The sequence below is a fragment of the Bradyrhizobium retamae genome (genome assembly GCF_001440415.1).
Lineage (GTDB): Bacteria > Pseudomonadota > Alphaproteobacteria > Rhizobiales > Xanthobacteraceae > Bradyrhizobium > Bradyrhizobium retamae.
Map to the genome: position 1 here is coordinate 110,953 of NZ_LLYA01000002.1, position 13,216 is coordinate 124,168.

15 protein-coding genes and 1 pseudogene are annotated in these 13,216 nt (G+C 63.3%); 3 read left to right on the forward strand and 13 right to left on the reverse strand.

Annotated elements, in window-relative coordinates; all coding sequences use genetic code 11:
• Positions 1-6: 6 nt before the first annotated feature.
• The 13 genes from CQ13_RS02925 to CQ13_RS02980 form a co-directional block, all read right to left on the reverse strand.
• Positions 7-1,293: an amino acid ABC transporter substrate-binding protein gene (locus tag CQ13_RS02925; RefSeq protein ID WP_057841534.1), complete on the reverse strand. Its 1,287-nt coding sequence runs from the start codon at positions 1,291-1,293 to the stop codon at positions 7-9.
• An 82-nt stretch (positions 1,294-1,375) separates the two neighbouring features.
• The gene (locus CQ13_RS02930; RefSeq protein ID WP_057841535.1) at positions 1,376-2,317 is read right to left on the reverse strand and encodes a dioxygenase family protein; all 942 of its coding nucleotides are present in this window, start codon (positions 2,315-2,317) and stop codon (positions 1,376-1,378) included.
• A 231-nt stretch (positions 2,318-2,548) separates the two neighbouring features.
• Positions 2,549-2,860 (reverse strand): hypothetical protein, encoded by a 312-nt coding sequence (locus tag CQ13_RS02935; RefSeq protein ID WP_245308992.1) that lies wholly within the window; start codon positions 2,858-2,860, stop codon positions 2,549-2,551.
• Positions 2,861-2,991: 131 nt separating this feature from the next.
• Entirely contained in the window at positions 2,992-3,996 is a 1,005-nt protein-coding gene (locus CQ13_RS02940; RefSeq protein ID WP_057841602.1) for a WD40 repeat domain-containing protein, read from the reverse strand.
• Positions 3,997-4,006: 10 nt separating this feature from the next.
• Positions 4,007-5,056, reverse strand: coding sequence for a CobW family GTP-binding protein (locus CQ13_RS02945; protein WP_057841537.1), 1,050 nt, complete (start codon positions 5,054-5,056; stop codon positions 4,007-4,009).
• Positions 5,057-5,110: 54 nt separating this feature from the next.
• A complete protein-coding gene (locus CQ13_RS02950; protein WP_057841538.1) occupies positions 5,111-5,980 on the reverse strand; it encodes a metal ABC transporter substrate-binding protein in 870 nt (289 codons plus the stop codon).
• 2 nt (positions 5,981-5,982) lie between these two features.
• Positions 5,983-6,852 (reverse strand): metal ABC transporter permease, encoded by an 870-nt coding sequence (locus CQ13_RS02955; RefSeq protein WP_057841603.1) that lies wholly within the window; start codon positions 6,850-6,852, stop codon positions 5,983-5,985.
• Entirely contained in the window at positions 6,852-7,607 is a 756-nt protein-coding gene (locus tag CQ13_RS02960; protein WP_057841539.1) for a metal ABC transporter ATP-binding protein, read from the reverse strand. The genes CQ13_RS02955 and CQ13_RS02960 overlap by 1 nt, the downstream gene beginning before the upstream one ends.
• A 2-nt stretch (positions 7,608-7,609) precedes the next feature.
• Positions 7,610-7,795, reverse strand: coding sequence for a hypothetical protein (locus CQ13_RS45165; RefSeq protein ID WP_082637278.1), 186 nt, complete (start codon positions 7,793-7,795; stop codon positions 7,610-7,612).
• 140 nt (positions 7,796-7,935) lie between these two features.
• On the reverse strand, positions 7,936-8,376 hold the full coding sequence (locus CQ13_RS02965) for a hypothetical protein (RefSeq protein WP_057841604.1): 441 nt from the start codon (positions 8,374-8,376) through the stop codon (positions 7,936-7,938).
• 59 nt (positions 8,377-8,435) lie between these two features.
• Positions 8,436-9,029 carry a permease gene (locus tag CQ13_RS02970; RefSeq protein ID WP_057841540.1) on the reverse strand — a complete coding sequence of 198 codons (594 nt, stop codon included), beginning with the start codon at positions 9,027-9,029 and terminating at the stop codon, positions 8,436-8,438.
• Between the two features lie 147 nt (positions 9,030-9,176).
• Positions 9,177-9,551: a fluoride efflux transporter CrcB gene (gene crcB, locus CQ13_RS02975; RefSeq protein ID WP_057841541.1), complete on the reverse strand. Its 375-nt coding sequence runs from the start codon at positions 9,549-9,551 to the stop codon at positions 9,177-9,179.
• Positions 9,552-9,813: 262 nt separating this feature from the next.
• Positions 9,814-10,416 (reverse strand): superoxide dismutase, encoded by a 603-nt coding sequence (locus tag CQ13_RS02980; protein ID WP_028350505.1) that lies wholly within the window; start codon positions 10,414-10,416, stop codon positions 9,814-9,816.
• A 174-nt stretch (positions 10,417-10,590) separates the two neighbouring features.
• Here CQ13_RS02980 and CQ13_RS02985 point away from each other — a divergent pair.
• The 3 genes and pseudogenes from CQ13_RS02985 to CQ13_RS02995 all read left to right on the forward strand — a co-directional run bounded on the left by CQ13_RS02985 (position 10,591) and on the right by CQ13_RS02995 (position 13,126).
• Positions 10,591-11,131, forward strand: a pseudogene (locus tag CQ13_RS02985) (GNAT family N-acetyltransferase).
• 84 nt (positions 11,132-11,215) lie between these two features.
• On the forward strand, positions 11,216-12,601 hold the full coding sequence (locus tag CQ13_RS02990) for an MATE family efflux transporter (protein WP_057841542.1): 1,386 nt from the start codon (positions 11,216-11,218) through the stop codon (positions 12,599-12,601).
• Positions 12,602-12,682: 81 nt separating this feature from the next.
• Positions 12,683-13,126 carry a DUF2147 domain-containing protein gene (locus tag CQ13_RS02995; protein ID WP_057841543.1) on the forward strand — a complete coding sequence of 148 codons (444 nt, stop codon included), beginning with the start codon at positions 12,683-12,685 and terminating at the stop codon, positions 13,124-13,126.
• The last annotated feature ends 90 nt before the right edge of the window (positions 13,127-13,216 follow it).

The window sequence follows — 13,216 nt, forward strand, 5'->3', positions numbered from 1 at the left end:
AACAATTCAAGTCCCCCCTTGGCCCTGAGCCGGAAAAGCCACGAGGCCTAAGTTTCGGGCAGCCTCGAAGGGACTGATGAGCTCTCCGGTTTTCAGTTTATCAGGAAATAGAATCACCTGCCTGCCGGAGGAGCGGAACTGTTCGATGTCCTTGTCCTTTACACCGCGGAACTGGGCCTGCAGCGTCGCCGTTTCCTTTCGCTCGCCATCGGCCGAAAACGCGATCGAGCCGACGATGGTCTTGTGCTCGTTCTCGCGCAGGTATTTCGCGATGCCCTTCTGGTCGAGCGACTTGGTCGCGCCGACCGCCGCCTCGATCATCTGGCCCATCGCATAGCCGAACGGCGCCAGATAGTAGCCGAGCGGATCGACCTTGGCCTCGACGGCGCGCTTGGTGTATTTGTCGAAGAATTCCTTGGTGCCGTCGAAATACATGCTCTTTTCCGGCAGCCAGGTATTGTAGTTCACGACGCCGTTGAGCAGCGAGCCGAGGTTCGACATCACAGCGGCAAATTGCAGGCCGACCATGCCGCCGCCGAAAATCTTGACGCTGTCGCCGATCCCGATCTCGTTCACGGCACGCAGGATGCCGGCCGAATCCGGCGGATAGGACGCGACATAGACGATGTCGGGCTTGGCCGCCTTCAGCGCGCGAATGATGGACGAAAATTCCACCGTGTTCGGCGGGTAGACCTGGTCGAAAACGATCGGGATATTGCGCTTCTTGGCGACATCCCGCGCTGTGAGCGCGAGGTTCTGCGCGAATTCCTGATCCGCCGTTAACAGCGCCATGTTCTTGCCGCCGGCCTTTTGCGCCAGGTCGAGGAACGAAGCCGCCCAGCTATCGGCCGGCCCCCAGGGTGCATTGTTGAACCACATGTCGTGGCCGACCTTGCTGTTCACCTGGAATGAGAAATTTCCCATCAGCAAGAGGCCGCGCTGCTTGACGAACGGCATGATCGGCGCGGTCGGCACCGTCGCGTAAGGCGCAAACAGCAGGTCGACCTTGTCGACATCGACCAGCTTGGCGTAGATCGCAGGTGTCTCCGATGCGCTCGACTTGTCATCATAGACGACCAGTTCGACCTTGCGGCCGAGCAGCCCACCCTTGGCATTGACGTCGTCGCGCCAGATCTCGATGCCGAGCAACGACGCCTTGCCGCCGCCGGCGAGGCCGCCAGTCTGCGGCATCGACATGCCGATCTTGATCGGCGGCTGCTGGGCAAGAGCGCTCGACCCGTGCCCGACCACCGCGACGGCCATTGCGCCGCCCAGGAATGTTCTGCGTTTCATCGATTCCCCCTTATGTCGTTGTATTTCTGCGTCCGCCGGATCTTCGCCCGGCTGCGGTGAAGTGGATCGCGTCAGTCTCGGGCTAGCCGCCGGCACCCGCCGGGGCATGTTCGCTTTTGGCTTGTTTCATGATCGCCGACGGATCGGCGCCGACGCGCCCGTTGGTCTTGTCGGCGGCGCTTTCGCGCGACAACCGCATGTCGAAGCGGATGCTCGGCATGCCCTTGATCGGGCAGTCCGAATCATTGGCCACCACGTCGACGGCAAGATCGCCCGACGAGCCGAACACGACATCATCGGCCAGATGGGGATCGTCACGCAGATAGAGCGCCGTGACCAGTTCGCGATAGCCGGCTGCGCCGACCAGGAAGTGAATATGCGCCGGCCGCATGCCGTGCCGCGCCTGCGCCTTCACCATCGCGCCGACCGGGCCATCCATCGGGATCGAATAGCCGAGCGGCTTGACGGTGCGCAGCACATAGAGGCCATCGGCATCGGTGGCAAACACACCGCGGTAATCGACCGAGGTCGCGCTGGCCTGGATGTCATAGAGGCCATCGGCGCCGGTCTGCCAGATCGAGACGGTGGCGCCCGCGACCGGTTTGCCCGCGGCATCGGTGACGCGGCCATACAACACGCACTCGCTGCCGGGCTTCGGAATCTTGGCGATCGAACTGCCGGCTGCAAGCGTCGGCGTGGCCTCGCGGTAGAACGGGCCGAGCAGGCTGGTGTGGGTGGCTTCCTCGAGCGCGGTCGCGTCGTGCAGCCCGTTGACGAGCGCCGAGAGGCCGAGCGTGTCGGATAGCAGGATGAATTCCTGCCGTTCCGGCGAACACATCTTGCCGGCAGCAGTCATGAATTCGATGCCCTTGATCCATTCCGCGGGCGTCAGGTTGACGTCGCGGGCGAAGGCATGGAGATGTTTTACCGCCGACGCCATGATCTCCTTCAGGCGAGGGTCGGGCGTCGTCGCCATCTGGTCGAGCACGGCGTCCGTGATCGTTTCCGACGTTAACTCACGCATGCGTCACTCCCCGAGCTGCCGGCTGTTATTCGACCTGCCGGCTGTTTTGCTGCAAGCCTAACCGCTTGTTGGGGATCAACACAAGGCGTTCGAAGGCGAGGCCTGCGCCCTCTCCTACGAATTGATACGGGCGAATAGGTCACATGGCCCATACATTCGCGCATCGAACGAGCGCGGCAGGGCCTCAGCCCACGATTTTGCGATTGCACAATCGGCGCAACGGCAGTGGGATCATTTTTCCTTTTCGCGGATCGGCGGCGCGGTCTTCTCGGCCGGCGCCGGCGGCAGCGCGGGCTGAGCGCCCGACTTCTGCGCATCCGGGTCTGGACGGGCAGGCTGCGGCGGAATGTCTGATGGCCTTTGCCCGGTCGTGCCGGGTTCGGACGGCGCGGCGGGCGCGGGCGGCTTCGTTTCCGCGTCGGGCGTCGACTGCGTCGGCGGCGTCGCCTGCGCGACGTGCTGTGAATCGCGCGCAACGATCTCGGTCAGCGACAGCGCCGAAATGATCAGCCCGACCGCGATCAGCGTGGATGCGCCCAGCATTTCCCTTCGGTATTTGCGTTGACGGGCATCGGCAGGCATATCGTTCGACCCACAAAATCGTTCGTGGGCTCAACGGCCGGCAAGGCGCATAGTTCCGCCGGGAACCTGCTTGGTAACCCCATCCGGGACGCCTAGAATTCTAGCATCCCGGCGTCGCCGTCCTCGGTGCCGAAAGCCAGCAACGTGCCCTTCGCGTTCCAAGCCAGCGCCGAGACCGGCTCGCTGCCGTTGCGGCGCACCAGAATTTCCGCGCCGTCCTCGAGCCGCACGATCAGCACGGTGCCGTCACTATAGCCTGCGGCCATGATGTCCTGCCTCGGATGACAGGCCACCATCGAAACGCGCGCCTGCAGCGGCGCCAGCATCGCAGGCTCCTTGCCCATCGGACCGTCCTTGCTGGCGAACGGCCAGATGATCACGCTGTCCGCACCCGACGTGGCGAGCCCCTTGCCGCCCGCGCTCCACGACATCGAGCGGACGCGACCGGGGTAGCCGCTCATCCGCATGTGCCTGATATCGGCGAGCCGCCAGCCATGCAGCGCCGGCTCGTGCATCGCGGTGACCAGGAATTTGTTGTCGGGGCTGAAGGTGACGGCGAGGTGCGAGCCGGCCCATTGCAAAAATTCAGGCTTCGCCGCCATGTTGGGAAACCACAGCGTCACGCCATTGTAGTGGGCGACCGCCACGCGCAGGCCTTTTGGCGCGAAGGCGAGGCCGCCGACGGTCGACGGCGCGTCAAAAGTCTTCTCCTCGCCCTTGCCGCTGCGGACGAACGCCGTCTTGCCAGCCGACCAGGCAAACGCGCCATCGGAATGCAGCGCGACATTGTCAATCCAGCGCCGTTTCGCGTCGGTCGCAAGCACTGACGTCTCACCCTTTGCATTCAACGCAACGAGCTTGCCGTCGTCACCACCGGTGACGACGCGCTTGTCATCGGACGCTGTGCAGAGGATGGCGCCGCCGTGCATGACCACATGGGAGATTTCTCCGGTGGCATCGGCGATTGCGACGTTTTCCTCGGCACACACGAAGGCAGCGCGCTCGCCGAGGAAATGCACGGCGGAAACGGGTGCACGTACCGCAACGGATTTCACGCGGTCGGTCAGGGATGCAATGGCGAGCTGTTCGGAAGACATGATTTCCGTCTCACGCAGCAATGCAGCTTTCGAAACCTTCGCGGATCGTCTTTTCAGGCAATTCACGGCCGATGAAGACGACGCGGCTTTCGCGCGGCTCGCCTTCCTTCCACTTCCGCTGATGATCGCCTTCCAGCATCATGTGCACACCCTGGAACACATAACGGTCGTCGTCCTCGGTGAAGGAGAGGACGCCCTTCGAGCGCAGGATCTTCTGGCCCTCGGTGGCGACGAGGTTTTGCAGCCACGGCATGAATTTGGTCGGGTCAAGCGGCTTGTCCGACCGCAGCGACAGCGATTGCATCTCCTCGTCGTGGTAGTGCTTCAATCCGCCATGGCTGTGGCTGTGATCGTTATGGTGATCATGACCATGATGGTGATCATGATCGTGATGATCGTCGCCGGCGTCGAGGAATTCCGGCTCGATCTCCAGAATGCGATCGAGATCGAACGCGCCGCGCTCCAGCACGTCCGATAGCGCGACCTTGCAGCGCTCGGTGCGGTGCAGCTTTGCATATGGATTGATGCCGCGAATTCGGGCCTCGACTTCGGCCAATTCCGGTTTGGAGACGAGGTCGGTCTTGTTCAGCACGATGACGTCGGCGAACGCGATCTGGTTCTTGGCTTCCGGCGCATCCTTGAGACGATCGCTCAGCCATTTGGCGTCCGCCACGGTGACGACTGCGTCGAGCCGCGCATTCCTCTGCACGTCTTCGTCGACGAAGAAGGTCTGCGCCACCGGCGCCGGATCGGCCAGCCCCGTGGTCTCGACGATGATGGCGTCGAACTTGCCCTTGCGCTTCATCAGGCCGTCCATGATGCGGACGAGGTCGCCGCGCACGGTGCAGCAGATGCAGCCGTTGTTCATCTCGAATACTTCCTCATCGGCGCCGATGATGAGGTCGTTGTCGATGCCGATCTCGCCGAATTCGTTGACAATGACGGCGTATTTCTTGCCGTGGTTTTCGGACAGGATGCGGTTGAGCAGCGTCGTCTTGCCGGCGCCGAGATAGCCCGTCAGCACGGTCACTGGAATTTTTTGGGACGAAAGTTCAGACATAATGGCTCCGGAGCGGAAATGGTTTTGCGCACCGGCAGCAGGGAGGCCCCTGCCCTATGGGCTCAGCGCGCTGGTCAGGGCCTTTATATTGTGCCTGACCATCGCAATGTAAGTAGGAGAATCGCCCTTTTCGCCGGTCAAGCTGTCGGAATAGAGCGTTCCGCCGATCCTGGCGCCGGTCTCGGCCGATATCCGGCTCATCAGGCGGGGATCGGAGATGTTTTCGAGAAAAACTGCCGGTATTTTGGCCGCCCTGATCTGGGTGATGATCTTTGCGACATCGCGGGCGCTGGCCTCGGATTCGGTCGATACGCCGACCGGCGCAATGAAATCGATGCCATAGGCGGCGGCGAAATAACCGAACGCACCGTGGGTCGAGATAACCTTGCGGCGCCCTTCCGGAATCTTGCCGACCGTCTCGCGCACCTCGCGGTCCAATACGTCGAGTTGCGCCAGATAAGCGCTGGCGTTGGACTTGAAGGTTTCTGCATTGGCGGAATCGGCGGCCGCCAGAGCGTCGCGGATATTGGCCACGTAGATCTTAGCGTTGGCGACCGATTGCCAGGCATGGGGATCAGCTACCGAGCCGAGCTTAAGCGGCGTAATGCCGGTCGTCGCGGTTACGACGGTCGCCTTTCCGCCGGCGGATTTGACGAGCCGCGACAACCAGCCCTCGAACCCAAGACCATTGACGAACACAAGCTTTGCACCCGCAACCCGTTTGGCGTCCGAGGGCGCCGGCACATAAACATGCGCATCGCCGTCGGGCCCGACCAGCGTCGTGACCTCGACGCGATCGCCGCCGACCTGGCGGACGAAATCGCCGATGATTGAGAAGCTCGCAACGACGTTGAGGCGCCCCTCGGCGCGGACCGGGCCTGCGACCGCGAGCATGGCGAGAGCGATAAGCCAGTACCGGATCATGACTACGCCTCGAGATGACGGCCGGGAAACATCTGCCGGACCAGGCCGCTGACAGGGCCGAACAACAACGATGCGACATACAGCACCGCCGCGATCAGGATGACCGCGGGGCCTGAGGGAATTTTGGTCTGAAACGACAGCACCAGCCCGGCATAGCCCGAGACAATCGCGCTCGCCACCGCGATGCAGATCATGCCGGTGATGTCCCGTGACCAGAACCGGGCGATGCCGGCGGGCAGGATCATCAGGCCGACGCCGAGCAAGGTGCCGAGCGCATGAAAGCCGTTGACCAGGTTGATGACGACCAGCGCCAGGAACGCCAGATGCGCGGGCGCGCCGGCGCGAGAGACGGTGCGCAGGAAAACCGGATCGACGCATTCGATCACGAGGGGACGGTAGATTACCGCCATTACGAAGAGTGTAATCGTGGTGTTGAAGGCAATCACCAGCAGCGTCTGGTCGTCCATCGCGAGGATGTTGCCGAACAGCACGTGCAGCAAGTCGATATTGGTGCCCTTGATGGAGACGATGGTAACGCCGAGCGCCAGCGACACCAGATAGAAGGTCGCGAGCGAAGCGTCTTCCTTCAGCTCGGTGTTGCGCGCGACGAGGCCGGCGAGCAGCGCGACCGTAAAGCCCGCGATCAATCCGCCTGTCGTCATCGCGAACAGATTCAACCCCGAGACCAGGAAACCGATCGCAGCACCCGGCAGGATCGCATGCGCCATGGCGTCGCCGACCAGGCTCATCCGCCGCAGCATCAGGAACACGCCGATCGGCGCGGCGCCTAGCGCAAGCGCGATCACGGCGGCGAGCGCGCGGCGCATGAACTCGAATTCGATGAAGGGCGCGAACAGCGCGTCGTACAGCATCAGGCCGCCCGTGATGGCATATCGGCGGCGCAAGCTGCGGCGCTGTCGTCGAAGGCTTCGCACATCTTCATCGCCACGAGCAGGTTTTCCGGTGTCAGCACTTCGGCGGTCGGCCCCCACGCAACCGGCCCGCGCGCCAGCAGCAGGGTTTCGGGGAAGTGGCTTCGCACCATCTCCAGATCGTGCAGCGCCGCCAGCACGGTGCGCCCCTCGCCATGCCAGCGCCTGACCAGCGCGATCAGGTCCGCCGAGGTTTTTGCATCGATGGCGTTGAACGGCTCATCCAAAACGATGAGGCGAGAATCCTGCAGCAGCACCCGCGCAAACAGCATGCGCTGCATCTGCCCGCCGGACAGCGTGCCGATCGAGCGGTTTTCGAAACCGTTGAGCCCGACCGCGGCGAGCGCCGCCAGGATCTTCTCGCGCTCGGCCTTGCCGATGCCGCCGAACGGTCCCGTCGAACGCCACAGGCCGCTGCCGACGAAATCGAACACCGAGATCGGAAAGCTGCGGTCGATATCGACGCTCTGCGGCAGATAGGCAATGTCCCTGCTATCGAGACCGCCGAGACCAATCGCGCCGGACAGCGGCTTGAGGATGCCGGCCACTCCCCGGAACAGCGTCGACTTGCCGGCGCCGTTCGGCCCGATCACCGCCATCAGCGCGCCCGGCGCGACCTCGCCGTTGAGGTGATGCACCGCCGGATGCCGGTCGTAGCCGAGCGTGACGTTGCGAAACTTTATCTGCGCGGACATGCTCACCTCATCGCGACCAGGACAACGGCCCACAGAGCGACGCTGACGGCGAGCGCTGCTGCAAGGCGGGCTGATACGGTCATCCGCAGGATCGACCAGGGCGCGGCCTGCGCCGGATGCGGCGTCGCCGGACCGTGGCTGTGGGCGTGAGCGTGATGCGCGTGGTCGTGGGAATGGGTGTGAGGCATAGGTTGACGTTATAATATAACATTACGGGAGTCCACGAGGGGGCATGACCGAGGACCGATATTCTTCAATGCCCCTGCTATTCTTCAATGCCCCTGCCCGTCATATCCCGGCATCCAGAGCCCAATTCCGGTTCAAGCCCTTACGGCTTGCCGATCACCATCGCGATCGCCGCCGCCAGAAACGGAAACGGCACTGACACTGCGGCGCGAAACCAGACGAAGCGGGCCGGCATGAAGGGGATTTCCCAGAGGATCATGCGCTGAAAGGCGAACAGCGCCCAGGCGACGACATAGGCGATCACCTGCGGCGGGCCGCCGCCGACCTTCAACGCCACCGCGCCGATCGAAAAGCCGACCACCGGGCCTCCGGGCGTCGCCGCTCCGGCGATCACCGCGGTCAGCACGCCGAGCCAGCCGCTGTCGGGGCCGAGCCACCCGGTGATGACTTCGGGCGGAATGACGGCGGCGATGTAGCCCGAGCCGATCACGCCGAGTGCAATGCGCGGCACGATGTTGATGAAGTCCATCGAGCCTTCGCGCACCGACGACACCAGCACGACGCGGCCGCGCTGCCAGGCCATGAAGCCGAGAATCGCGACCGAGCCCCACAGCGTGATGTCGATGATCAGCGCAGACGCCGTCACGAAGGCTCGCCCTTCGGATACATCCGCACGAAGACGACGCGGCCGAGCCAACCTGCCAGCACCGGGATCGGCAGCGAGATCACGATGCGCCACAGCGTGAAGTCGGTGCCGAGAATCGGCAGCTCCCAGGCGACCGCGCGGCCGTAGCCGATCAGCGTCCAACTCACGACCATGGCGATGGTGGCGCCGAAATCGGCGCCGACCGTGAGCAATGCCGCGGCCACGGGATAGGCGGTGAAGGGACCGCCCGGCAGGATCGCGCCGAATGCCGTTCCGATCAAAAGTCCTTTCAGGCCCGATTTCGGCCCGAGGGATCGCGAGACTTTGTCGTGCGGCAGAATTTCCGCGATGAATCCGCCGAGCAGGCAGCCGGCCAGCACGCGCGGGATGATTTCGCCGAACAGCAGGAGATCGTGCGTGAGAATATTGAACACGCCGTCGATGCCGTCACGCCGCCACACCAGCGCAACGCAGATCGCGACGAGCGCGCCGATCACGATCATCGACCAGCCGACCGGCTTGCGGGCGCGCCGGGGTTTTGGCTCGGCGTCGTCGGGTGGCGCCGGGTCTGTTAGCGGAGGTTCTGACAAGGCTGTGGGGTTTGCCGGGTGAAGCTAGCCCATTCTGCTTAGTCCCGCGCGTGTGGCGAAGCAAACGGAAGCTCGCGCGATACCCATGCGCTTCTCAGGGATGCCCATGCGAGTACATCACGCGGCCCGTTTCGTATGGCGGTTGGTTCAGGTGAACTGACGCACCAGTGCGAGACCGCCGAACAACCCGGCAATCGAAAGCATGACGGAGCCAGTCACGTAAAGCGCCGAGAGCCCAAGCTCGCCGCGCTCGTAGAGCAGCGCCGCATCGAGCGAATAGGCCGAGAACGTGGTATAGCCGCCGAGAACGCCGGTCATCAAAAACAGCCGCCAGGGCTGCGACGCTTCGCCCTTGAAGGCGAGATAACCCGCGATCAGCCCCATCGCGGTCGAGCCTGATATGTTGATGATGAAGGTGCCCCAGGGAAACCCGGTGCCGAGGCAGCGGGCGCAGGTGAGATTGATGAGATGGCGCAGCGTCGCGCCAAGGCCGCCGCCGAAAAAGACCAACAGATAGCTCATCGCAGCAATTTTCCCACGTCCAGCTTTATTACGTCAGCGAAGTCACCCGGCATGCCGCTTGTGCCGGAGCCAAGCGCTCCGCGCAAGGATTGCAGCGGCTCAAATGAAAGGCGGCAGTGGGATGCTGCCGCCTCACGGATGTCATTCCGGGGCGCGAAGCGAACTATGATGTGCACTTGCACATCTGAGAATCTCGAGATTCTCAGGTGCGCAATTGCGCACCATAGTTTGATGCTTTCGCATCGCCCCGGAACGACGGTGTTTACGCTCCGGCCTTGCCGAACAGCTCGTCGACGTAGTCCCAGTTGATCAGGTTATCGCAGAACGCCTTGAGATAGTCGGGACGGCGGTTGCGATAGTCGATGTAGTAGGAGTGCTCCCAGACGTCGCAGCCGAGAATCGGCGTCGCGCCGTAGACCAGCGGGCTTTCGCCATTCGCGGTCTTGGAGATTTCGAGCTTGCCGTTCTTGACCGACAGCCAGCACCAGCCGGAGCCGAACTGGCCAACGCCGGCGGCGGCGAAATCGGCCTTGAACTTATCGAGACCGCCGAGGTCTTCGGTGATTTTCTTTTCCAGGCGGCCGGGCAGCTTGCTGCCGCCGCCATTCGGCTTCATCCAGTTCCAGAAATGCAGGTGGTTGTAATGCTGGCCAGCATTGTTGAACACGGCCGGATTCTTGCCGAACGAACCCTTGACGATCTCCTCCAGGGACTTGCCTTCGAATTCAGTCCCCTTGATCGCGTTGTTTCCGTTGGTCACGTAAGCCTGGTGATGCTTGTCGTGGTGGTACTCCAGCGTTTCCTTGGACATGTGGGGTGCAAGGGCGTCGTGGGAATAGGGAAGATTGGGCAGCGTGAAGGTCATGGGGTGATGTCCGAACTGATGGGAGACGTGGTCTAACGGGAACTCTTATAGAAGGTTCCATTGCGCATAAACACCGCAATTTGGCAAGAACGGGAAGGCTTCCGGTAACGCCGTTCCGCGTCCGGCGTATGACGGGCATGGCAGTCGCAAGCCTTGGCGCAGTAAGGTGATGAAATGAGCATCGAGATCGACGTCCTGAACGGGGATTCCTCATGGCCTCGCGCCGAACCGCTGATGCAGGCGGTATGGCCGCGGCCATGTCGTCGAAAAATTGTCCTGGGGTCACGTCAAATGGGCCCATGCCGATCTGCGCGTGCTGATTGACGCACCCGAGGACGCGGCGAGGCCGGGGCTGGCCTGTCACGTCGGCATTTATTTCCGCACCGCGACCTGGGACGGTCGCAAGGTCCAGATCGGCGGCATCGGCGGCGTCTCGACGCGGGAGGATTGCCGGGGACGCGGCTATGCCACGCTGGCGCTCAACGCCGCGATCAGGACCCTGCGCGATCACGAAGCGGTGCGGTTTGCGATGTTGTTCTGCGAGCCGCACAATGAAGCGTTCTATCAAGCGCGCGGCTGGCATGCGTTCAACGGCGAGGTCTATGCCGAGCAGCCGGAGGGACGAATTCACTTCGAGGCCATGGCGCCGTTCGTGTTCGATTTCACGCGCAAGCCGCGCGATGGAATAATCGACCTATGCGGCCTGCCATGGTAACCCCTGCGCGGGGTGCGGGTGGCTTGCATGCGGGCGGCCGGGTAATATGTCATCCATAATCTATTCGTTTGGATGACATGACGCATGACCATTGACGCCCCGCTCGACATGCGTCCCACCGCCGCCGTTCCGCCGGCCCCGACCAACGCCCTGCTCACCTCGCCGATCCTGCCGACGCTGCTGACACTTGCGCTACCGAACGCGATCGCCATGGTCGGCACGACGCTGGTTGCGGTCGCCGAGACCTTGTATATCGGCCGGCTCGGTACCGAGCCGCTCGCCGGCATCGCGCTGGTATTTCCTTTCGTCATGCTGACGCAGATGATGTCGGCGGGCGCGATGGGCGGCGGCGTTTCCTCCGCCATCAGCCGCGCGCTCGGCGCCGGCGACCGCGACCGTGCGGCGACATTGGCCTTGCATGCGGCGATGATCGGCGCCTGCGCCGGGCTCTTTTTCACGGCGATGATGCTGGCCTTCGGCCACGCGTTTTACGCGCTGCTCGGCGGGCGCGGCGGTGTGCTCGAACAGGCCATGCAATATTCGAACGTGCTGTTCTCCGGCGCAATCGCGATCTGGCTGGTCAACACGCTGGCCTCCGTGGTGCGCGGCACCGGCGACATGCGGATTCCATCGATAGCGCTGATCGGCATCGCGCTGGTGCAGATCGCCGTTGGCGGCGCGCTGGGCCTTGGGCTGTTCGGACTGCCAGGGCTCGGCATGCGTGGCGTTGCCGCAGGCCAACTCGCCGCTTTTACACTGGGGGCTATCTTCCTCGTCTGGCACCTCGTCAGCGGCCGCAGCCGGCTGACGCTGAACTTCAACGGCTTCAAATTCCAGCGCGACATGTTCTTCGACATTCTCAGCGTCGGCGCGGTGTCCTGCCTGTCGCCGCTGCAAACCGTGCTGACGGTGTTGATCTTCACCAAAATCCTGGCCGGCTATGGCACCGAGACGCTGGCCGGCTATGGCATGGGCTCGCGGCTGGAATTCCTGTTGACGCCGATCGCCTTCGCATTCGGCGTCGCCTCGGTGCCGATGGTCGGCATGGCCATTGGCGCGGGCCTCGTGACACGCGCGCGGCAGGTGGCGTGGACCGCGGGCGCTGCGGCCGGCATCACCGTCGGCGCCATCGGACTGATTGTCGCGGCAAAGCCGTCGCTCTGGGTTTCGATGTTCACCGGCGATCCCGGCGTCACCGCCGCCGCCAATGCCTATTTCACCTGGGCAGGCCCGGCATTCGCGTTTTTCGGGATCGGCGTCAGTCTCTATTTCTCTTCGCAAGGTGCTGCGAAGGTCGGCGGTCCCGTGATGGCCGGCACCGCAAGGTTGCTGATCGTCGGGGGCGGCGGCTGGTGGCTGGCCTCCATGGGCGCGCCGGCATCGGCCTTGTTCGCCCTGGTCGGCGCAGCGATGGTCGTTTACGGCCTCGGCACGGCGCTGTCGATCCGTCTGACCCGCTGGGGCAAATGATACGGCAAGTTGCACGCGATCCGACATTGCACAAATCTGATTTGTTGCTATGCAAGCCTGCTTTTTCGTAAGGAATCATTCATGGCTTGCAGAACGGCTTTCATCATCGCGATCTCAGCGGCATTGCTGGCCGCGCCATCCGTCTTCGCGCAAGGCGCCAGCGAGCCGACCGGCGTCTGGCTGACGCAGGCGGGCGATGCCAGGGTCAAGATCAGCAAATGCGGCGGTGGAATCTGCGGCGTGATCGTCGCTCTGAAGGAGCCGATCGATCAGGCCACCGGCAAGCCTCAGGTCGATGACAAAAATCCGAACCCGGCCCTGAAGCGGCGGCCGATGATCGGCCTTCCCCTGTTCAGCGGCATGAGCCCCAGCGGTCCCAACAAATGGTCGGGCCAGATCTACAATGCCGATGACGGCGGCACCTACGCCAGCAGCGTCTCGGTAACAGGCGCAGACACGCTAAAGGTCGAAGGCTGCGTCGGCGCACTCTGCGGCGGGGAGAACTGGACGCGGGTCGGACGCTAGCATCGATTTCGATCACCATTCTGTAGGGTGGACAAAGCCAACGGGTCGCGCGAATGCGCGCCCGATGACAGGCTCCGCGTGCCCACCATT